The sequence below is a fragment of the Embleya sp. NPDC025285 genome (assembly GCF_055558835.1).
The window spans coordinates 196046-216622 of the sequence record NZ_JBVHLU010000003.1 but is presented as its reverse complement, the minus strand read 5'-3'; the positions used below and the strand labels follow the sequence as shown (position 1 = coordinate 216622).

The following is a 20577-nucleotide window of genomic DNA, read 5'->3' as shown; positions in this document are numbered from 1 at the left end:
CTGGGCAGCCGACTCGACCACGTCCCCCGCGAATTGTCCGGCGGCGAACGCCAACGCGTCGCCATCGCCCGCGCACTGGTCGCCCGCCCCGCACTCGTCCTCGCCGACGAACCCACCGGCGCACTCGACTCACGCTCCGGGACGACGGTGATGCGGCTGCTGCACGAACTCCACGCGGACGGCACCACCATCGTGGTGATCACCCACGACCCCGGGATCGCCCGGTCGTTGCCGCGCCGGGTGGAGATCCTGGACGGCCGCATCCACGCCGACAGCGGTGTCCCCGGCGAACTGCCGGCGGGGGTGCCCGGATGACGCTGTCGGCTCACGACACCGCCCCCCGGCCGACGCCGGTGCCGTTGCCGGGGACGGCCCGGCTCGGGCCCGTCGACGTGGTGCGCGTCGGCCTGCTCGGCGTACGCGGCCGGCCGATGCGCGCGATCCTGTCCGGCCTGGGCATCGCCATCGGGATCGCCGCGATGGTCGCCGTCCTGGGCATCGGCACCGCCAGCCAGGCCCGACTCATGGACCAGATCCGAAGCCTGGGCACGAACATGCTCTCGGTCGGACCCGGCGACTCCATGTTCGGCGGCAAGGTGAAACTGCCCGAGGACGCGGTCGACATGGTGCGCCGGATCGGCCCGGTGACCTCCGCGAGCGCCACGGCCCAGTTGGACGCTCGCAGCGTCCGACGCACCGACCGGATCGACCCGCGCGAGACCAAGGGCATCACCGTCGCCGCGACCCGCGAGGACCTCCTCGGCACGATCGGCGGACGGGTCGGCAAGGGGCAGTGGTTCAACGCCGCCACCTCCCGCTACCCCACCGTCGTGCTGGGCTCGCGGGCGGCCGAGTTGCTCGGCGTCGACGGGCCCGACCGGCAGGTGTGGATCGGCCACCGATGGTTCACCGTCATCGGCATCCTGGACCCCATACCCCTGGCACCGGAGGTGGACCGCACCGCGCTGGTCGGCTGGCAGGCCGCCCGCGACCTCCTCGACTTCGACGGACACCCCACCCGCATCTACGAACGCTCCACCGAGGACGCCGTCAACGACGTACGCAACGTCCTCGCCGCAACCGTCAACCCGGCCGACCCCGCCGGAGTCAAGGTCAGCCGCCCCTCCGACGCGTTGGAGGCGCAGCTCGCCGCCAAGAACACCTTCACCGGGTTGTTCGTCGGCCTGGGAGCGGTCGCGCTCCTGGTGGGCGGGGTCGGGGTGGCCAACACGATGGTCATCTCCGTCCTCGAACGCCGCCAGGAGATCGGACTGCGCCGAGCCCTGGGTGCCGGACGCGGCCAGATCCGGCTGCAGTTCCTGACCGAGGCGGTGACGCTGTCCGGCCTGGGCGGCGTGGCGGGCGTACTGCTCGGGTTGATCGTCACGAGCGGGTACGCCCACGCACAGGGATGGCCGCTGGTACTGCCGTGGCCGGCCATCCTGGGCGGCGTCGCCGCATCGGTGGCGATCGGCGCACTCGCCGGCCTGTACCCGGCCGGCCGCGCGGCACGACTGCCACCCACCGAGGCACTGAGCTCGGGCTGAGGACGGGCTGAGGGCGGGACGCGAGCGTGGGGGCGCGGGGCGCGGGCTCCGAGCGTCACGTGCCGAAGGTGCGTTGCGGATGGGCCGGTTCGGGCCCGAGCCGGGTTGCACCGGATCGGGTCGGGACCGGCCCGATCCGATCCGGGCCGGTCCGGACCGCCCGGCGTCGGCTCGACTCTCGCCATTACGGAACCTGGGCAAAACCTGGGCACCAGCTGGGCAAGACTTGACCGCGTTCGCCGCTCGACGACCCGGAGTACGCGTCCAGCGCCCGACCACTCCACGCGATGTTCGAAGCCGCCCGACCCACGGATCTCACCATCCGCAATCAGGCGGATTCGTTACGTTACGGGCGTGGATCTCCTACGCCGCACGCCCGTTCCGCCGACCGACCGTCGAACCAACCGTGGAGCGAGCGGTTGTCGGCGCACCGGATCGCATCCGGCGCGCCACGCATCGGTGCAGGTCGGCAGGGGGTGGGGAGAGATTTCATACGACCAGATGATGACCTCGGCATGGTGAAGTCATCGATTCGGTTGACGATGGCCGGCGCCGGCAGTCGGTAATCTTTGGTGTGGAAAGCGGTTCACCACCTACCGCATCGCCCGGCCGACCGGAATCTGTCGCAACCGCGGAGCGTCCGCCCAGCGTCAACCCTCCGACCGGTGTGTGTCGTGTCCTCGTCCTGCGATGGCGCTGCTGAGGGCAGGGCGTGGTGAATGCCACAACGCCACCGGCCCGGGTCTGTGGCTGTCGGACTCGACGAGTCGTTGGGGGTTGGTCAGCAGTGTTGCGCGTTCTCGACGATCGCCGGGACGACGGCGACGACTGCGCCGGCGGGTCCACCTCGGCGGGGACGCTCACCCGAGCGCGGGTGCCCGACAGCGCCGAGTCGATGGTCCAGGACACCGTACGGAAGCCGGTCGGCGAAGGTTCGTCCGCCGCCCCGCGCGGGCGGCGCGACCGGTTGTGGTCCGCGCCCTTGCAACTGCTTCTCTTCCTGTGGCGGACCCTGTGCGGTGAGTGGCGGGGGATCGTCGCCGATCCGGTCCGGCAACTGTGGCGCACCCGCGGCAAGGGGCTCACGCTCGCGGTGGTGGCCAGCTCCGCGGTGATCTTCTTCCACGCGATCGGGCAGACCCCCACCGGCAAGACCGCGGTGCGCCTCCTCGGTGGTGTGAGTGCCGACCTGCCGCTGTGGCTGGCCCTGTTGCGGACGCCGGTCTCGCTGTTCGTGCCCGCGTTGAACCTGCCGGTCTGGGCGGGCATCACGCAGTTGTTCCTCGCCTTCGCGATCGCCCAGCTCTCGCTCGGGGCGGGCCGCACGCTGATGGTCGCCTACGTGACCACGCTCGCGGGCACGATGGGTGCCCGGATCATGATCGCGATCGGCCCGGACCACGCGATCGGGCTGCCCTCGTCGGCCGCGCACGTGCTGGACACCGGTCCGTCGGCGGCCGTGGTGGGCCTGTTCACGTACCTCTCGATCATCCACCGCGCGCCCATACTCTTCACCATCACCGGCGGGTCGATGGTCCTGGAGTCGATCATCCTGCCCAACCTGGCCGGCCGGGAACATCTGATCGCGGTGGGCGCGGCGATCGTCCTGGGTCTGCTCGCGGGGCGTACGCGCCCGCGTTGGTTGGCCTGGACGGACGGCCCTCGGGCGCGGATGGCCGCACTGAGCTCGGGCCCTCGGGCGCGGGCGCGGGTGTTGTGGGCGATGCCGGGCACGTGGGTTCGCGGGATGTTGCCTTCGGGGCGGTCGGGGCGGTCGGGGCGAAGGGCCGAGTCCGGCGCGGAAGTCGTTCCCGAGCGGACACGCGAGAACGCCTGATTCGGCCGGCTGGTCACCCCGCCCGTTCGACCCGTCGTGGTCGGTGCGGAGATCGGGGTTTCAAGGCATGGGCATGGCCTGCTCCGGCCCTCGGCGTTTTGTGGTTCGGGAGGAGAGTGGTCCAGACCAATATTGCGTCTCGTTCGGCGTGGTGGATACCTTCGGTCCACCGCGCCGTGCCCTGTTTCGGCGTGGGTCGAGGCACGTCGGGATCACCTCGTGCTCCGCTTCGTCGCAGCCGGAGGTACCGCCGTCATGACCGTTTCCCTCGTGCCCGGGTCGGTGATGGCCGGTGAGATCGCGGCCCAGCCCGAAGGGTTGGCTCGGATCCTGACCGAGGGGCTCGGGGCGATCCGCGCCGTCGCCGAGGAGATCCGGGCGCGCGATCCGAGGTTCGTGCTGTTCACCGGGCGAGGGACCTCCGACAACGCGGGGCTGTACGCGCGTTACCTCACCGAGGTGCTGCTCGGCCTGCCGGCGGGCCTGACCTCGATGTCCACCACGACCGCCTACCGTGCACGGCAACGTCTGGCCGGCTGCCTGGTGGTGACGGTGAGTCAGTCCGGCGGCTCCCCGGACCTGATCGCCTCCGCCCGGCAGGCCCGCGCGGACGGCGCGCTCACGCTCGCGGTGACCAACAACGCCGATTCGGTGCTCGCCCGCGAGTCCGACCTGCATCTGGACGTGCTCGCCGGCCCGGAACTCGCGCTGCCCGCGACCAAGACCTACACCGCCGAGCTGCTCACCCTGTTTCTGCTGGTGGACCACCTTCGCGGTGGCACCGGCGAGGCGGCGCGGACGCTGCCCGAGGCGGCCCGCGTGATCCTGGAGCGGCAGGGCGAGATCGAGGGACCTGCCGAGCGGTACCGGTTCGCGGACCGGCTCGTGGTCACCGCGCGCGGCTACGGGTACCCGACCGCGCGTGAGGCGGCGCTCAAGATCATGGAGACCAGCTACATCGGTGCGCAGGCGTTCTCCGGCGCGGACCTGATGCACGGCCCGCTCGCGATCGTCGACCGGGCCTGGCCGGTGCTCGCGGTGGCACCGGACGGCGCGGGCGGGACCGCGCTGCGGCCGGTGCTGGACCGGCTGCGCGAACGCGGCGCGGATCTGTACGTGATCGGGTCCGCCGAAGCGGTGGCCGAGTACGGTCGGGGCTTCGTGTTGCCGACCGGGGTCGCCGAGGAGGTGTCGCCGATCCTGGAGATCCTGCCGCTGCAACTGCTCGCGCGCGAGGTCGCGTTGGGACGCGGCTGCGACCCGGACGCGCCTCGGGCACTGGCGAAGGTCACCGAGACGCGGTAGTCGACCGGGGCGCGGGAGTTGACCGAGGCGCGGTAGTCGACCGAGGCACCTGCGGCGGCAACCGCCGAGCCCGCCGGTGGCGCCGTCAGGCCGTGCGGTCCAGGTCGGTGGCGGCCTCGCGGGCGTCCAGGAGTTCGTCCCAGTTCGCCGCCGCCCACTCGCACGCGGCGGCCATCGGGACCAGCATGCTGCGGCCCAGCGGAGTGAGGGCGTAGGTGACCCGGCGGACCGGGGCGTCGTGGGCGGTGCGGCTGATCAGCCCGTCGCGTTCGAGCGTGCGCAACGATTGGGTGAGCACCTTCGCGGTGACGCCGCGCATGGGCACGCGCAGTTCGGAGAAGCGTCGCGGACCGCCCTCCAGACAGCGGATGATCATCGCCGCCCATTTGTCGCCGAACCGGATCGGGGACAGGTTCGACGGGCAGACGGGGTCGAACATGTCCGCGGACAGGGGTTCCGTGGTCGCCTCGCTCATGGGCCCAGCGTAGTTGGTATCCGGGAGGTAACCAGGGTCCTGGGTAGCGTTCGCGGCGGTGGTCGAGACAAGGCATCGACCCGGACGAGCGGGGTGGCATCCATGAGCGACATCATCGTTTTCGGCGCGGGCGGTCGGACCGGACGGACGGCCGTCGCGGAGGCGTTGCGCCGGGGGCACCGGGTCACCGCCGTGGTGCGCGATCCGGCGAAGTACCCGGATTTGGCCGACTCGGACGTACGTGTGGTCGCGGGCGACGTGACCGACGCGGACGCGGTGGCCGAACTCGCGGCGGGCCACGACGCGGCGGTCGCGGCGGTGTACGACCCGGCGGCGCCGGTGGGTGACTTCTTCGGGCGGGCGGTGCGGGCGCTGCTGGACGGGCTGACCCGGGCGGGTGTGGGGCGATTGGTGTGGGTGGGCCTGGCCTCGGTGTTGCCGACCGAGTCCGGCGAGTTGCTGATGGATACGCCGGGATATCCGCAGGAGTACCGGGCGTTCTTCCTCGCGCACGCCGAGGGCAACGCGGCGCTGAGCGCGTCGCAGGCCGGGCCGGAGTGGGTCGTGCTGAGCCCGGCGGGCGACTTCGACCACCAGGGCGTGCGTACCGGTCACCATCGTGTCGCGCCCGCCGACGCGGAAAGCCGGGTGTCCTACCCGGACTTCGCGATCGCGCTGCTGGACGAGATCGACACGCCGAAGCTGCGCGGGGTGCACGTCGGGATCGAGGACGGGCGATGACCGGGTCGGTCGTGGACAGCCCCGATCCGTGGGTGGCGGAGCACATCCGGCGCTTCGTGGAGAGCGACGGGCAGGCCCGGGAAGGGATCGACGACCTCCTGTTGACCACGCGCGGGCGCCGGTCGGGGCTGCTGCGGCGGACCGCGTTGGTGTACGCGCGCGACGGTGATCGATGGATCGTGGCGGGTTCGAACCGGGGCGGCGAGCGGCATCCGGCGTGGTACCTGAACCTGGTCGCCGATCCGGCCGTGACGATCAGGATCGGGGCGACGGACGTGCCGGCCCACGCGCGCACCGCGACGGCAGCGGAGAAGCCGAGGTTGTGGGGGCTGATGGTGGCGGCGATGCCGTCGTACCAGGCGTATCAGAAGGGCACGACCAGGGACATCCCGGTGGTGATCATCGAGCGGGCGGCGACGATCGCAGGCATCGGATGAGAGTGAGGGTGAGGGTGCGGGTCTGCCGGGTTCCCTCGGGCCGGCCCTACGCTCTCGCGGAGCCGGTGTGTTCGACCGCGAACAGGCGGTGCTCCACTCGGTCGAGGGCCACCCGTACGGCGCCGAGCGCGACGCCGTCGGCGCCCAGGGCGGACAGTTCGACGCGTGGCATGCGCAGGCACAGCCGGCGCAGTTCGCTGGTCAGCGGCGGAACGGCGTCGGCGAGGCCCGCCGCCCAGCCGCCGATCACGACGATCTCCGGATCGAGCGCCAGCACGAGCGCGGTGACGTCGTGGATCAGGCGCTGGACGAACCGGTCCACCGCCTCGGTCGCGGTCGGGTCGCCTGCGGCCGCGTGCCGGAACACCTCGCCGACGGCCGCCTCGTCCAGCGGCGGCAGCGGTGTGCCGGTAGTGGACAGCAGGTTCTCCGGGGTGACCTGCCGGCCGAGCAGGTGCAGCGCGCCGATCTCGCCGGCGGCGCCGCCGAAGCCGCGGTGCAGGCGGCCGTTGATGAACGAGCCGGCGCCCGGGCTGAGGCCGGCCATCACGTAGACGATGTCGTCGGAGCCGACCGCGACGCCCTTCCAACGCTCGCCGATCGCGGCCAGGTTGGCGTCGTTCTCGACCTGGACCGGACAACTGAACGAGCGGCCGAGTCGGCCGGCGAGGTCCAGGCCGGTCCAGCCCGGCATCGCCGAGGACAGCGTGACCACACCCTCGGTGTCCACGATCCCGGGCGTGCCGATGCCCACGCCCCACAACGAACCGCGCGAGATCTGGGCCCGACGCAGGGTCTCGGTGATCAGGCCGCGGACTCGCTCCAGGCGATCCTCGGCCTCGCAGTCCTCCTCGACGGTGCGCGCGGCACGGCCGACGATCGTGCCCCCGAGGTCGGCGAGCACGACCCGGATGTGGTGCACGCCGACGTCGACGCCGAGCAGGTGGCCGGCCTCGGCGTGGAAGCGGAAGCGTCGGGCCGGCCGGCCGCGGGGGCGGCTGCCGTCCTCGCTCTCGGCGGTGGTGGTCTCCACGACCAGGCCCTCGGCGAGCAGTCCGTCCACGACACCCTCGACGGTGGGGCGGGACAGCCCGGTGGCCTCCATCAGCGCGGTCACCGTCAGCACCTCGCCACCGCGCAGCGCGCGCAGGGTCGCGGCGGAGTTGATCCGTCGGACCACGGAGGAGTCCCCGCCGGTCACCTGTGCCACAGCTCTTGTCCTCTCATCGCGCCGTCGCGCGGTGCGTTCGTCCGGGCGTCCGCGCCCGTCGTGCACGTCGTCGCTCAGGCGCGGATGGTACCCAGATTTCCCGTCGGATCAGGACGCGGGCCGCAACGCGGTCGGCCCGGCCTCGGCGAACGCGAGCCGGCAGGTGTCCGCACGATACGTGGCCACGGTGACCGCGGCGGTCCGGCCGAGCGCGGTGTACGTCGTCGTCACGACCAGCACGGCCGTACCCGGCGGACGCTCCAGGTAACGGGCTTCCTCGGCCTCGGCCACGCCCAGTTCGACCGCGCGGTGCCGGCCCTCCAGGCGGTGGCCGCGCAGTTGACGAAGCATCAGCGAGGCGCGCTCGAAGCCCGGGACGCGGGTGGACAGCGACGGGACGACGGCGCGCGAGACGTACAGGCACTCCAGGCCGACCACTTGGCGCATGGAGAACTGGCGACGGCGCAGTCGGTGCACCAGGGCCGAGGGACGGCCTTTGAGGGTGTCCGCGAACTCGTCGGTCACCGGCACGGTGGCGCAGTCGATCACCTCGCGGTCGCGCAGGTCCACGCCCGGCCAGCCCTCGCCGTCGGCGCTGAGCGAGACGTCCACGCGCGGGCCGGCGACGGTGGTGCCGGCGCCGCGCTTGCGGACCAGGCGGCCTTCGAGTTCGAGCTGCTCCAGCGCGTGCCGAAGGGTGGCGCGGGCGACGCCGAAACGGGCCGCGAGTTCGCGCTCGTTGGGCAGGATGTCGCCGGAGTTGAAGTCCTCGTCGATCGCCTTGAGCAAGGACGTGCGCAGTTGCCAATACTTGGGTTCACCGAAGACCGCTTCGTCCGGCAATGTCGCCATGCTGCTCACGGACGCCCCCTCGGCTGGCCGACGCCTGCGCGGCGCGGACTTATTGCATGCTCGGTTTAGTAAAGACGGTTGAATATAACCGCGTCGGACCACGAAAGGTCCAGACCAAGTCGGTCGAACTTCCCGGTGACCTGGCTCACACCGATCCGCTCGGTGCGGTGTCTCCTACGCTGACCTGCGCGAACGGTTCACCACCCGATCCGGGGCACACGTCGCGAGAAGAATCCGGTGCGACTCCGGAACTGTGCGGGGGAGTTCCGATGACGCGCTCGTTCCACGCCACCCGCGCATCCCGGGCCGCGTGGGACGTGCGGGCCGCGTGGTGGGCGGTCGGCGACCCGGTTCGGCAAGGCCGGGGAGGGAGCGGACTTTCGACGAGGGGCTCACGCTCGGAGCCTGCCCGACCGCGAAGACGACCCGACGAAAAGACGTCCCCATCCGCGAAACGCCCGGACGAACATCGAACGTCGGATCGGAGGGACAACCGATGTCGGCGCGGGCCGGGGAGCGTCGTCCGTCACGGCGTGTCGGTGCGGGGTGGGCCCGGTGGGGTCGCGAGGGGGTGGGGACAGGAGGGCGGGGTGGGGGTGGAGGCGATGCGCATGCGGCGCATCAGGTCGGCGATGAGGCGGGCGGGGTCGGTGTTGTGCCAGGTGGTGCCCGGGTGGGTGGCCTGGAGATGGGACAGGGCCCGGGTGCCCAGGCCGGTGTCACGGAAGGGCTCGCGCACGCGCACCTCGGTGATCACGCCCAGCGCGCACAGCGGGCAGACCCGGTAGGTGACGCAGCCGACGATCCGCCGCAGGTGCACCAGGAGCAGGCACGCGCCGCCGTCGTGCGCGGGATCGGCGGAGTGCACCAGATCCACCTCGCGGTAGGCGAGCAGTCGTCGGCGCAGGCGGCCCTTGCGGCGCCGGGTTCGGCGGTGGCGCCCGGTCGGTCGGGTGGTCGCGGACGCCTTCGCCGGCGTGGGCGGGCGGGGGCTCGGAGCGGGGATGTCGATTCCCGACATGGCGTCGATTGTTGACATGCCGGGACGCCTGCCCGCATTGCCCGGAGTGATACCCAACCGTCCGGGTGACGCGTCTGGTCCCGAGTGATGCCGCCGGGCGCCCGGAGTGATGCCGCCGGGTGCCGTCGGCGCGTCGCGGTCGACCGCGAGTGCACCTCGGAGTTCGGCGAAATTGGTCCAGTCCAATGTATTGACGGCCCGGAATTGACGGCCCGGAACCGGAGGGCACCCTCGGCGATCTACGTCGCGAACAACACCGTTTCGCACAAGGGACTTTCGTGGAAGACGAAGTGGTGGACGCAGGGCGAGGAGCCGGGTGCGACCGGCCAGTGGGGTGTGTGGCAGGACCTGGGCACGGGTTGACCGGAGCACCGGTGTCCGGAGTACCCGATCGTCGGCGCGGGTCGACCCGGCCGCCGAGATGCCGGCGCCGCCGGGCGTGACGACGCCGTGGTGGGCGCGAGACGGACCGGAGTCGCCGATGCGGCGAACTCCGGTCCGTCGGCGTATGCCGAGGTCGGTCCCCGCGGGGTGGCAGCGACGTGGCCATCGCGACGGTGGGTCGTGCCGACGCGGTCTCAGCCGGTCGGCAGGTCGAGCAGGTCGAGTCGGTACTCGGTGGACCGGTGGGTGGGGCGGTAGCCGAGGGCGTCGTTGATCCCGAGCATCGCGCGGTTCTCGGCGGCGGTGTCGGTGCACAGACCGGCCAGATCCGGGTGCCGGTCCCGGGCTCGGAGGATCGCCTCGGCCTTCATCCGGCGACCGAGACCGTGCCCGCGGTGCTCGGGCAACACGCCGGTGCTGTAGTGCTGCCCGTCGCCCTTGCCGTCGCCGGGGACGACCAACTCGGTGAAGCCGACGATCGACCCGTCGGCGGTGTCGATCGCGGCGATCGTGTGCAGCAGTTCGCCGCGGTCCGCGATGGCCCGCGCCGCCGCCCGAACCCGGTCCACGTCCCAGATCACCGTCCCGTAGTCGGTGTCGCCCATCGGCATGTCGTCCATCGCTCGGCGGGAGACGGCGAAGGTGTCGGCCCACGCGTCCGGGACGATGCCGTCCCAGGCGAGGAAGCGATAGCCGGGATGTGCTCGCTCGGCGACCTCGGTCACCGCCGCGAGGTCGACCTCGGCGAGCGGGAGCCGGGCGTAGATCAGCGTCAGTACCGCGCGGAAGCCGCGGGCCGCCAGGAAGCGATCGCCGGGGGAGTCGACCTCGGCCTGGGTCAGGAGCGATCGGCGCCCGTCCGCGCGAGCCGCCTCGACGGCCGCGGCCAGGAGCCGCCCGCCGGTGCCGCGGCGGCGCTCGGCCGGGTGGACGCGCAGGTCGAGTTCGGCCAGATGGTCCTGCCCGGGCCTGGTGAACAGCCGCAGGAAGGCCGAGCCGAGCGGGATCCCGTCGGCGTCGGAGGCCAGCCAGGCAAGTCGGCGACCGGCCGGGTTCTGCGCGGGGTCGGTCAGCGGGGTGAGGTGCGTGGACAACAAGACTCCAGCGAAGGGTGCGGGTCGGGGAGAGGACGCTCGAAACCGGTGGGGCCGATTCGGGGCATCCGGGCACTCGCGCGCATCCGCCGCACACCTCCTCGCTCGGCCGGGGCCCGACCGAATGGCGGGTGGTGAGGTGGCGAACGTAGCCGGCGCGGCGACCCGACGGCAAGGGCGACCCCGCGGACCTGCCGAGTCGGGGCGCCGATGGGCGGCGGGGCAGGGGCCGGCGGGCCGGCGGCGGGGTGGTGCGTCGTGCGCCCGGTACGGGCGGGCGTCCGTCGAACGCCGTCACCCCGGGCGAATACTCGTTCGTGCCGGATCGGCGGCCTGCCTAGGATCGACCGATGACGACTTCCGACCGGGCCGGCGTGAAGGACGCGGTGGGGGACGCCGCGAAGGACGCGGTGCCGGATGTCGTGACGGACGCCGTGCGTCGGGGCGACGTCGGCCGGCTCTCCGCCTACTTCGATGGGACGCCGTGCCCGGTCGCGGTGTTGCGGCGGTTGATCGGACACGCGGATCCGGTGCTGCGCCACCTCGGGGTGGTATTGCTCCGCGACCGCGCCGGGTGGCCCGATCCGGACTCCGTCGCGGAGGCGGCGCCCCTGCTGTCCGCGGCGTCGGCGGCCCTGTCGTCCGCGATGTCGGCCGGCTCGGCGTCGTTGGCGGGCTCGGCCGAGACGGCGGTGGTGCTGGCCGAGGCGTGCGCGCGACTGCGCGTCCCGGTGCCGCAACGGCGGTCGTCGGCGTGGCCGGCCAAGGTTCGGATCGCCTGGTTGCGCGCGGAGATCATCGCCCGACCCGAGGCGACCGTGCGGGCCGAACCGCCTGGTGAGGAGCTGTACCAGGCGGTGCGCGCGATCGACGCCGACGCGCCGGCCGACCTGGACGGCTACCTGCGCGGGTTGGTCGCGCGGCCCGATCCGGTGCTGCGCGCGGCCGCGCTGGGCGTGGTTCGGGAGGCGGTGTACGGCGCGCTGCTCGGGCCGGAGCAGGCACGCGGATGGCTGGTCGAACTGCTGGATCCGGCCGGCGGGGCGCGGGTGGTCGCGGGAGCGCTGGCCGAACTGGCCGAACCGTGGGCCGCCGGTAACGCACCCGCGAGCGTCGAGCCGGCATTGCGGCGGCTGGTGTCGGCCCACCCCGAGGCCGTCGAGACGGCGGCCCGGTTCGGCCTGTCCGGGTTGTTGCGCGAGATCGCGGCCGATCCGAGGTTGCCGGGGCACCGGCGGCGGCGCGCCCTGGAGTCGGTCGGGGAGTTTGCCGAACGCGGCGAGACGGCAGGGCTGTCGGCGCTCGCGGGCACGGACCCGTTGTTGTTCGCCGAGCCGTTCCTCGCGTGTCTGCGGGCGATGCATCGACGCGGGCACTTCGTTCGGGCCGACGACGTGCCGGCCGTGATCGAGATCGCGCTCGCCGACTACCGCGTGTCCACCGCGGACGTCGCGATCGTGCTGTTCACCGTGCGGCACGAGGCGTTGCGGGCTCTGACCGCGGTCGCGGACGACGACCCGCACGAGGCTCGGCGCGTCGAACTGCTGCACGCGTTGGCCGCCCAGGGCGCTCCCGACCTGCCGGTCGGCGAGGTGCTCACCGGGCGCCTCGCGGGCTCGGTCCGACCCGAGCCGATCCTGTCCGTCCTGCGCGAACTGCGTTACCAGGAGGCGGAGGACGCCGTCCTCGCCACCCTGCCGCGCGCGCCTCGGGCGGCGCTGCGCGCGTTGGAGGCGATCGGCGGCGCGCGTACGGTCGAGGCGCTGCGCGAGGCGCTGGGTGTCACCGATCCCGACGGTGTGGTCGCGCCGTACCTGCGCCCGGTGGCGGGCCTCGCACTGGAGGTGCTGTGGCACCTCACCGACGACCCGGCCGCGCGCCGGACGTTGCGCGCTCGGCTCAACCGTCGGGGGCTGCCCGAACGCGTCGCAGCGGATCTCGGCATTCCCGACCCGGACGAACTCGCGGTGCGGACCTCGGACCTGGACGTGCTCCGGCCCGGCGTGGCGTTGTGCCGACTCGCCGAGCACGGCGACGCGCGCACCATTCCCGTGCTCGCGGACCTGCTGCTGCGGGTGGTGAGCGACCTGGTCGCGAACCGCGGCGAGGAGGCCGCCGAACCGGTCGTGCCGGGCAAGGTGTACCAGGCGATCGGCGACCTGGGCGAACGCCTGTACCGGCGCCGCGTGTTGCGTCCGGTGTGCCTGCTCGACGCGTCCGCACCGGAGGCGGCGCGAAAGGCACTGGTCGTCGATCTCACGCTCGGCCTGCTGGAGCGCAGCGGCGTCACCGACGCCGAACTGGCCGTCCTGCTCGAACTCCTCGGCCGGGTACCGTCCGCACACGTCAAGGACCGTGTCCACCACCTGATCCGACACCGTGATCCGCACGTGCGCAAGCACGTCATCGCACTGCTCGCGCACGACGCCGACCTGGACGCCGCGCGGTCCCTGTCCGCGAGCCTGATCCCGCTCACCTCGGCCGCCGACCCGCAGACGGTGCGTCAGGCCCTGCTCGCCCTCGGCCACGCGCGGGCCCGATGGGCGGGTGAGGCGATCGCGGCATGCCTGGACCACCCCGTGATGAACATCAAGAAGACGGCGGCGCAGGCGCTGATCGACGCCGGTACGCCGGCCCAGGTCCCGGCGCTGCTGCGGTGGCTCGGCCGGCACGACAACCCGGGCCTGCGCGAGTCGCTGACGCGTGCGCTCCGGGTCATCCTGGGGCGGAAGGCGTACCCGGTGTGCGTGTTGTCGGCGGCGGAGCGGGCGACGGACGCGCGCGAACGCGGGCTGCTGCTCGACGCGTTGGCGTGGGAGCTGTCCGTGCCGGCCGTGGCGGCCCTGGTCCGGCGCGGATCCCCGGTCGCGGAGCCGCTGCTCACCCGCTTGGCGCGGGGCACGACATGGTTGAAGTGCGGCCGTCTGCGGTACCTGGCCGCGGAGTTCGCGGCGTACGACATCGCGCTGCCGGAGCCGACGGCCGGCGAGGACGCCGAGATGCGGGCCGACCTGATCACGCTCGCCCGCAAGGGTGGGCGGCCCGATCACGAGGACGCGCGCGCGGTGTTGCGGTTGGCGGCGCGCTCTGGGGACATCGGTGTCGGGCAACGGGCCGACCTGCGGGAGGCGTTGCCGCAGATGTTGGCGGTCGCGCGGGATCGGCCGGCGGATCGGGCCACCGTGTTGCGCCTCGCGCTGGATGTGTGCCCCGCGCCGTGGTCGGCCGCCGAACTCGGTGCGTTCGCGGACGCGTACGACGTGCTCGCCGCCGAACTCGGCGCTGTGGGCGGGGTGGAGGAGGTGCTCGAAGGCATCGCCGACACGTTGTCCGAGGTCGCGGCGTTCGCCCTGGCGGCCCGCGTTCGTGCGTTGCCTGCGCGATCCTTCGCGGGGCGGGCGCCGTTGGCGGTGTTGCGCTGTTGTGGGGCGGTACTCACCCGGCACGACGTGGATCGGGCATTGACTGGAGCGCGGCTGGGGCCGAATCCGTGGGAGGCGGAAGTCGAGGTGCTCAGGCTTGCGTTCATGCCGACGGCGGGGGCGGACGCGGCGGGGGCCGAGCCCGATCGGCGCGCCGGCGAGTCCGACTCGGCCGTGGGCTGTGCCGCTCCGCGCGATCGCCACGTGGCGGCCGTCGATACCGACGCGTCGGCCCACGTCGCGGCGTGGCGGACCGCCCTGGACGACGCGGTGCGCTCGCTCCCGGCCTTCACCGACTTCCGGGCGCGAGCCGGAGCCGATGCCGAGGGCGGCGGCGCCGCCGGCTGCGCGGACATCGACTCCCGAGCGCGCGTCGACGCGCTGATCGACGCCTTTCCGACCGCCGATCCCGCCTGCCGGGGGCCCCTGCTCGACTGGTTGACCGAGCTTCAGCCGATCGGCGCACCCGCGTGGGTCCTGGCCGAACGGGCCGCGCGGCCGGCCCGGGCCGCCGCGCCGCGGGTGCCGGATCCGACCGACCTGGACCAACCACGTTCGACCGCGCAGCGCGAACGCCTGCTGGCCCTGCTCACCGCCGCCGAACCCGCGCGCCGCACCGCCGCCGCGCGTACCCTGAGCGGCTGGGACGAGCCGGAGGTACGGCGGGCCACGCTCGACGCGTACCTGCGGGGCACGCCGGACCTGCCGCCGCAGCGCGGGCTCGCCCGGGCGCTGCTGGGCGTCACGGACTTCACCGACTACGACGAGGGTGGTCGGGAACGGGCCGCGAGGCTGTGTGCCCTGATGTCGGTGGAAGAGTCGGAGCGGATGACGCCGCACCTGGTCTCCTGGTGGGAGAACGGCGCACCGGCCACCAGGGCCCAGGTGTTCACCGCCACCCGGCGCATCCCCGCCGACACGCTCGCCGAGGTGTTGCGGACCCGACTCGAAGCCGGCCGCTGGGGCTGCCTGGACCTGCTTGCGAGTCGTTCGACGCGGCGCACCCCGGAACTCACCGAGACCGTGCGCCGGTTGCGGGTACAGGGACGCGCGGACCTCGCCGACCGCCTGAACCTGACGGACGGGTTCCTGCTCGGTGTCGATGCCGCGGCCCGAAGCGGCAGAGCCCTGGCCGAGTTGCGGACCCGCTCGGTACCCGCCGGCGCCGAGCGGCCCACCCGCGACGAACTGATCGGCACGGCCCGCGGCGACGGGCCCGAACAGGCCCGCCGGGCGCTGTCCCGACTCGCCGACGAGCACGGCGGGGACGACGAAGTACGGTCCCTCGTCGTCGAGTTGCTGAGCCATCCGGTCCCGAGGGTGCGGCTGCACGCGCATCGCGTCTCGCGCCGCCTGCTCGACCGCGCGGCATACCTGCGGCACACCGAGGGGTTGCTCGCCGATCCGCGTCGGGACATCGTGCGCATGGCGATCCGTACGCTGTCCCACGCCGGGTGGGAGCCCGCCGTTCCGGGCCTGGTCACCCTGTTCGGGGACGCCGACCCGGTGGTTCGCGAAGCCGCCGCCGAGGCACTGGCCCGGATCGGCGTGCCCGCGCTGCCCGCACTGCGCAAGGCCGCCGCACACGCCCGCCCGGACCGCCGCGCCCGCTACACCGAACTGCGCGACCGGATCGAGGCCGCCCCGAGGTGACCGTATCCGGCCCGATCCTCGGTACTGCCGTCGGGGAGCGAGTCGGCGAGGTAGGCGTCCAGGTCGGGGCCGTCGGGCGACTCCGGGATGAGCATGTGCCGCACCCACGCGTCGCGTTCGTGCAGGATCGGCGGCAACTCCCAGACACAGCCGATCAACGACCGCTCCACACGCACGAAGTTGGTGGGATCACGGTCCGGACAGCCGAGCACCGGCTGGCCCGCCGCGACACCGGCGAAGTGCAGGGTGTTGTCCCACACCCAGCTGTACACATTGAGATACGCGCCGTCGTCCGCGCCCCGATGCAGCACGACGAACGAGGCGGGCGGCGTGCCGTCCGGCGCGGGCAACAACTCGGGCAGGATCGCGTAGGCGGCGGCCTCGACGGCGGGATCGATCCCGTGCGGATCGCGCGTGACGTGGTAGCGCTTGATCCGCCGACCCGCCACCTCGATCGGCGAGTGCACGCGCAGGAGTTTCGCGGTGAAGGACATGGCCGGAGGGTAGACCCGGTCCCCTGACAACCCATGTCAGTGGAGGCCGGCGGGAATCCCGGTGATCACGGAACCGGGCGGTGCAGCCACAGGTCCAGGGTGAACGTACCGCCCCGGCGGCCGCGGACGATCGGCGGCGCGTCGCTGCGGACGAAGCCGGTGGCCCGGGCGACGCCGATACTGGCGACGTTGTCCGGCGCGATGCGCAGCCCCACGGCGGGCACGCCCACCACGTGGTAGGCGTAGTCGGTCATCAACCGGACCGCCTTCGCGGCCAACCCCCGCCCGCGATGGGCGGCCCCGATCGCGTAGGCCAACTCGGCCTGATCCGGGCGCTCGTCCAAGCCGAGGAACAACATGACGACGCCGCACGGTTCGTCGCCGTCGAGCGTCACCGCCAATTGCACGGCGCGGTGTTCGGCCCTGGCGACTCGGGCCTTGGTGAGGAACTCGCGGGCGGCGGCGGCGTCGAAGGGCGAGGCGAGCGGGGTCCAGCGGGCCGTCTCGACCTCGTCGAAGAGGTCGACCAGCAACGGGAGGTCGGCGTCGGTCCATTCGCGCAGCCGGATGCCGGGGCCGGTCAACGCGACGGCGGCGGGTAGTCGGTGGGCGGATCGAGGTCGCGGGTCGGTGGACATGGGTCGAGTGTGCCTCGTGGGCTCCGACGGGGGCCGGGAACCGGCCGGCGGCGGGGCGGGCTTCGATCCGGGCATCGACGACGAAACGGGGCCCCGCGCGCGGCGCGGGACCCCGGTCGTTCGTCGTGGGCTCGGGTCAGCGCCGGTGCGTCGATCCGGTGAGCGCCGCGTCGCGTGGGTCCTGGACCTTGGTGCGGTACAGCCACAACGCCACGCCGGTGACCAACACACCGCAGGCGATTCCCAGTTCCTTGAAGCCGCCGTAGCCGGTGATGGAGAAGCCGGTCGCGCCGACCACCAACACCACGGTCAGGAACGCGGCGAGCAGCCAGGCCAGCGGGACGAAGAAGCCCGGCAGTCGGATCGGCCGGGCCAGGTCCGGGCGGTCCTTGCGCAACATCGCGAAGCCGGAGATGGCCAGGATGTGGGTCAGGATGTAGCCCAGGTTGCCGGTCACGATGATCGCCAGCGGCGTCTTGAGCGCGATCAGGATGACCACGTTGACCGCGAGCGCGATCATCAGCGCCCGAGCCGGCACGCCGCGCTTGTCGAGCACGCCGACCTGCTTGATCGTGGTGCCCTCCTTGCCCATGTTGTAGAGCACGCGCGACCCGTCGGCCAGGCCGGTGATCATGATCAGCAGCAGCGACGCGATCAGGAAGACCACCATCAGGTCGGCCGCGCCGCCCACCAGGTCGTTGAACGCGCCGACGTAGAACGTGGTCGGGTCGAGTGCGATGGCGCCCTCGCCGACGTACCCGGCCAGCGCCAGCGGCAGCAGGATGAACACGCCGAGGGAGAACAGCACGCCCGCGCGCAGCGCCCGGGAGGTGTCCTTGACGGTGTCCTTGTACTCCGGCGCGAAGGTCGCGCAGACCTCGACGCCGAACGAGGTCCAGGCCATCACGTACAGCCACACCAGCGACTCGCGGATGCCCGCCGCGCCGTGCAGGTTCCAGTGCAGGTTGCTCGCGCTCCAGTCGCCACTGGCGAACGGCAGCACGATGAACACCGCGAGCGGCACCAGCAGCATGCCGCCGGTGACGTAGACGACCCACATCGCGACGTGCAGGCCGAACATGGCCGCGCCGAACAGCAGCACGATCACCGCGATACCGACCACGATCGGGAAGGTCAGCTCGGCGAAGCCCAGGTCCAGCGTCCAGTCCTGACCCTTGAACCACTGGGCCTGGACGAGGGAGCCGATGATGCCCGCGTACACGGACAGCGCGGTCGTCCAGGGGAACCAGTAGCCGATGCTGGCGAGCGGGCCGACGAACGGCGCGCGCTTCTTCCAACCCTCGGTGGCGTAGTGCGCGATGCCGCCGGACGACTCGGGGAACATCGCGGCGAGCTCGGTGTAGATCCAGTTGGCGATCGTGGCCAGGACCATCGACCCGGCCCACAGCGCGATCGCGCCCCACGCGCCGAGGCCGCCGATCGACGCGCCGAGCGAGGCGATCAGGGCGGCGGGCATGGTCAGTGACATCGCGAAGCCGTCGTACCAGCGCATCTTCTTGGCGAGCGCGGGCGGGTTCGCTGCGGAGTCGGCCGTACCGGGGCCGGTCGCGCCGGGGGCGGCCGGCTGAGTTGATGCGGACATCTGTATCCCCTTCGCGGGGTGGAGGCGGCCGGTGGGTGAGCCCGGGGGACGGCCGCTTGGGGGAGGGGGTCGCGGGCTCCGGTGGCGCCGCTGTCGGCGTCGTCGTCGGCCCTGCTGATGGCCCTGTTATAGATGCGAGTTTTCGACCACGTCAAGGGTTCGTCTTTGTTCATTCGACAAATGAGACCTGTGGAAGTTGCTCATTGGGATCTATTGACAGGTCAAAGTTGCTGATGAACTCTGAGTACACGTCGCCCGAGAGCAGAGAGGGATCCCCCCGCATGAGCAGCAACGGCTCCGCCCGCCATCAGTTCTTCATCAACGGCGCCTACGTGGACGGCTCCGGCGCCGAGGGCTACGACGTGATCAGCCCGGTCACCGGCGAGTACGTCGCCACCATCCCGGTCCCCACCGCCGCGGACCTGGACAAGGCCGTCGCCGCCGCCAACACCGCGCAGCGCGCGTGGGCCAAGGTCAACGTCTGGCAGCGCGCCGAGCTGTGTCACCGCATCGGCGACGAGATCACCAAGCGCGTCGACGAGCTGGCCCGCCTGCAGACCCTGGAGCAGGGCAAGCCGCTCGCCGAGTCGGTCGCCGACATCGAGGAGGCCGCGCAGCTCTTCCACCTGCACGCCGAGGACGCGGTCCGGCTGCACGGCGAGACGATGCCTTCCACCGACGGCACCAAGCGCATGTGGACCTTCTACGCGCCGGTCGGCACGTGGGGCATCATCACCCCCTGGAACTTCCCGCTGCTCATGCTCGCCGAGTTCGTCGCGCCGGGCCTGGCCACCGGCAACGCGCACGTGGTCAAGCCGCCGGCCAACACGCCACTGACCGTGCTCAAGGCGATGGAGGCGTTCGTCGCCGCCGGTGTCCCCGAGGGCCTGATCAACATCCTCCCGGGCGAGGGCGCCACCGGCGACGCGCTGGTGCGGCACGACGGCATCGACGCGATCGGCTTCATCGGCTCCTCCGCGACCGGCGCCAAGATCCAGGCCACCGCCGGCCTCAAGCGCTCGATCATGGAGTGCTCCGGCAACGGCCCGCTGGTCGTGCTGGCGGACGCCGACCTGGACGCCGCCGCCAAGGCCGCGGTGTACGGCGCGTACCTGTGCGCCGGGCAGGTCTGCTGCGCCACCGAGCGGGTGATCGTGGTGGACGAGGTGCACGACGCGTTCGTGGCCGCCGTACTGCGCGCCGCCGAGGACGTGGTGCTCGGTGACCCGTTCGACGCCGCGACCAACCTGGGCTCGCTCAACAACGAGGGCGTCGCCGCCAAGATGGACCGGCACATCGCCGACGCGCACGAGCGCGGCGCGAAGGTGCTGTTGGGCGGCAAGCGCCGTGAGGGCATGCCGACCGACCTGTACTACGAGTTCACCGTGGTGGACCAGGTGCCGGTGGACAGCCTGCTCTCGCGCGAGGAGTCGTTCGGCCCGGTCGTGCCGATCATCACCGCCGCCGACGAGGACGACGCGCTGCGGCTGGCCAACGACGACAAGCTCGGCCTCCAGGGCGCGGTGTTCACGAGCAGCATGCGCGCGGCGTACCGATTCGTCGAGGAGATGGCGGTCGGCCAGGTCGTGGTCAACGACAGCACGTGCTTCTGGGACGTGAACATGCCGTTCGGCGGAGCCGGCAACCGGGGTACGGGTTGGGGCCGGATCGGCGGCAAGCACACGCTGCTGGACATGTCCGACCTCCGCACGGGCGTCATCAACCTCTAGCCCTCGACCGCGCCGGCCGGGCTGGTTCGGCCTCGAACGCCGCCCGGGCTGTTGATGGCTCGGTTCGCGAAATCCAGCCCGGCCGGCGATTGAGGCCAAGTAGCCGGGCCGGCGTTCGAGGCCACATCAGCCCG

16 protein-coding genes and 1 pseudogene are annotated in these 20577 nt (G+C 72.4%); 9 read left to right on the top strand and 8 right to left on the bottom strand.

From position 1 onward, the window contains the following. The 4 genes from ACZ4FV_RS03775 to ACZ4FV_RS03760 all read left to right on the top strand — a co-directional run. Window positions 1–315, top strand: a 315-nt coding sequence (locus ACZ4FV_RS03775) for an ATP-binding cassette domain-containing protein (protein ID WP_465321744.1), incomplete at its 5' end; no start/stop codon positions are given. Continuing rightward, complete coding sequence (locus tag ACZ4FV_RS03770) at window positions 312–1547, top strand: ABC transporter permease (protein WP_465321743.1); 1236 nt, start codon at window positions 312–314, stop codon at window positions 1545–1547. The genes ACZ4FV_RS03775 and ACZ4FV_RS03770, both read left to right, overlap by 4 nt. Window positions 1548–2334: 787 nt before the next feature. Next, window positions 2335–3384, top strand: a complete 1050-nt coding sequence (locus ACZ4FV_RS03765; RefSeq protein ID WP_402232367.1) for a hypothetical protein — start codon at window positions 2335–2337, stop codon at window positions 3382–3384. 255 nt (window positions 3385–3639) lie between these two features. Continuing rightward, the gene (locus ACZ4FV_RS03760; RefSeq protein WP_402232365.1) at window positions 3640–4689 is read left to right on the top strand and encodes an SIS domain-containing protein; all 1050 of its coding nucleotides are present in this window, start codon (window positions 3640–3642) and stop codon (window positions 4687–4689) included. An 85-nt stretch (window positions 4690–4774) separates the two neighbouring features. Here ACZ4FV_RS03760 and ACZ4FV_RS03755 read toward each other — a convergent pair whose 3' ends face one another. Next, a complete protein-coding gene (locus tag ACZ4FV_RS03755) occupies window positions 4775–5164 on the bottom strand; it encodes a winged helix-turn-helix transcriptional regulator (protein WP_395865893.1) in 390 nt (129 codons plus the stop codon). A gap of 102 nt (window positions 5165–5266) precedes the next feature. Between ACZ4FV_RS03755 and ACZ4FV_RS03750 the strand changes: the two genes are divergently transcribed. After that, window positions 5267–5905, top strand: coding sequence for an NAD(P)-dependent oxidoreductase (locus ACZ4FV_RS03750; RefSeq protein ID WP_395865891.1), 639 nt, complete (start codon window positions 5267–5269; stop codon window positions 5903–5905). Further along, the gene (locus tag ACZ4FV_RS03745) at window positions 5902–6342 is read left to right on the top strand and encodes a nitroreductase family deazaflavin-dependent oxidoreductase (RefSeq protein WP_395865889.1); all 441 of its coding nucleotides are present in this window, start codon (window positions 5902–5904) and stop codon (window positions 6340–6342) included. The genes ACZ4FV_RS03750 and ACZ4FV_RS03745 overlap by 4 nt, the downstream gene beginning before the upstream one ends. Window positions 6343–6388: 46 nt before the next feature. Here the strand turns inward: ACZ4FV_RS03745 and ACZ4FV_RS03740 are convergent, their stop codons facing one another. The 3 genes from ACZ4FV_RS03740 to ACZ4FV_RS03730 form a co-directional block, all read right to left on the bottom strand. Further along, a complete protein-coding gene (locus ACZ4FV_RS03740) occupies window positions 6389–7552 on the bottom strand; it encodes an ROK family transcriptional regulator (RefSeq protein WP_395865887.1) in 1164 nt (387 codons plus the stop codon). 108 nt (window positions 7553–7660) lie between these two features. Further along, the gene (locus ACZ4FV_RS03735; protein ID WP_395865933.1) at window positions 7661–8404 is read right to left on the bottom strand and encodes a GntR family transcriptional regulator; all 744 of its coding nucleotides are present in this window, start codon (window positions 8402–8404) and stop codon (window positions 7661–7663) included. Between the two features lie 526 nt (window positions 8405–8930). Further along, the gene (locus tag ACZ4FV_RS03730) at window positions 8931–9425 is read right to left on the bottom strand and encodes a hypothetical protein (protein ID WP_402232362.1); all 495 of its coding nucleotides are present in this window, start codon (window positions 9423–9425) and stop codon (window positions 8931–8933) included. Window positions 9426–9665: 240 nt separating this feature from the next. On the opposite strand from ACZ4FV_RS03730, the pseudogene ACZ4FV_RS03725 reads away from it, so the two are divergent. Further along, window positions 9666–9788: pseudogene (locus tag ACZ4FV_RS03725) on the top strand (carbohydrate-binding protein); the annotation flags it as partial. A gap of 215 nt (window positions 9789–10003) precedes the next feature. On the opposite strand, the gene ACZ4FV_RS03720 reads toward ACZ4FV_RS03725, so the two are convergent. Then, window positions 10004–10903, bottom strand: coding sequence for a GNAT family N-acetyltransferase (locus tag ACZ4FV_RS03720; protein ID WP_465321741.1), 900 nt, complete (start codon window positions 10901–10903; stop codon window positions 10004–10006). Window positions 10904–11253: 350 nt separating this feature from the next. On the opposite strand from ACZ4FV_RS03720, the gene ACZ4FV_RS03715 reads away from it, so the two are divergent. Next, a complete protein-coding gene (locus ACZ4FV_RS03715; RefSeq protein WP_465321739.1) occupies window positions 11254–15978 on the top strand; it encodes a HEAT repeat domain-containing protein in 4725 nt (1574 codons plus the stop codon). Here the strand turns inward: ACZ4FV_RS03715 and ACZ4FV_RS03710 are convergent. The 3 genes from ACZ4FV_RS03710 to ACZ4FV_RS03700 all read right to left on the bottom strand — a co-directional run bounded on the left by ACZ4FV_RS03710 (window position 15936) and on the right by ACZ4FV_RS03700 (window position 18713). After that, window positions 15936–16472: a hypothetical protein gene (locus ACZ4FV_RS03710; protein ID WP_402232356.1), complete on the bottom strand. Its 537-nt coding sequence runs from the start codon at window positions 16470–16472 to the stop codon at window positions 15936–15938. The two genes, ACZ4FV_RS03715 and ACZ4FV_RS03710, sit on opposite strands and share 43 nt — an antisense overlap. Window positions 16473–16537: 65 nt before the next feature. Then, window positions 16538–17110 (bottom strand): GNAT family N-acetyltransferase, encoded by a 573-nt coding sequence (locus tag ACZ4FV_RS03705; protein ID WP_402232354.1) that lies wholly within the window; start codon window positions 17108–17110, stop codon window positions 16538–16540. A 136-nt stretch (window positions 17111–17246) separates the two neighbouring features. After that, a complete protein-coding gene (locus tag ACZ4FV_RS03700; protein ID WP_402232352.1) occupies window positions 17247–18713 on the bottom strand; it encodes an APC family permease in 1467 nt (488 codons plus the stop codon). A gap of 281 nt (window positions 18714–18994) precedes the next feature. On the opposite strand from ACZ4FV_RS03700, the gene ACZ4FV_RS03695 reads away from it, so the two are divergent. After that, entirely contained in the window at window positions 18995–20443 is a 1449-nt protein-coding gene (locus tag ACZ4FV_RS03695) for an aldehyde dehydrogenase family protein (protein ID WP_395865872.1), read from the top strand. The last annotated feature ends 134 nt before the right edge of the window (window positions 20444–20577 follow it).

Coding starts and splice junctions, on each gene's coding strand:
- ACZ4FV_RS03770 (WP_465321743.1), top strand. CDS start 312: ATGACGCTGTCGGCTCACGACACCGCCCCCCGGCCGACGCCGGTGCCG.
- ACZ4FV_RS03760 (WP_402232365.1), top strand. CDS start 3,640: ATGACCGTTTCCCTCGTGCCCGGGTCGGTGATGGCCGGTGAGATCGCG.
- ACZ4FV_RS03755 (WP_395865893.1), bottom strand. CDS start 5,164: ATGAGCGAGGCGACCACGGAACCCCTGTCCGCGGACATGTTCGACCCC.
- ACZ4FV_RS03750 (WP_395865891.1), top strand. CDS start 5,267: ATGAGCGACATCATCGTTTTCGGCGCGGGCGGTCGGACCGGACGGACG.
- ACZ4FV_RS03745 (WP_395865889.1), top strand. CDS start 5,902: ATGACCGGGTCGGTCGTGGACAGCCCCGATCCGTGGGTGGCGGAGCAC.
- ACZ4FV_RS03735 (WP_395865933.1), bottom strand. CDS start 8,404: ATGGCGACATTGCCGGACGAAGCGGTCTTCGGTGAACCCAAGTATTGG.
- ACZ4FV_RS03730 (WP_402232362.1), bottom strand. CDS start 9,425: ATGTCGGGAATCGACATCCCCGCTCCGAGCCCCCGCCCGCCCACGCCG.
- ACZ4FV_RS03715 (WP_465321739.1), top strand. CDS start 11,254: ATGACGACTTCCGACCGGGCCGGCGTGAAGGACGCGGTGGGGGACGCC.
- ACZ4FV_RS03710 (WP_402232356.1), bottom strand. CDS start 16,472: ATGTCCTTCACCGCGAAACTCCTGCGCGTGCACTCGCCGATCGAGGTG.
- ACZ4FV_RS03705 (WP_402232354.1), bottom strand. CDS start 17,110: ATGTCCACCGACCCGCGACCTCGATCCGCCCACCGACTACCCGCCGCC.
- ACZ4FV_RS03700 (WP_402232352.1), bottom strand. CDS start 18,713: ATGTCCGCATCAACTCAGCCGGCCGCCCCCGGCGCGACCGGCCCCGGT.
- ACZ4FV_RS03695 (WP_395865872.1), top strand. CDS start 18,995: ATGAGCAGCAACGGCTCCGCCCGCCATCAGTTCTTCATCAACGGCGCC.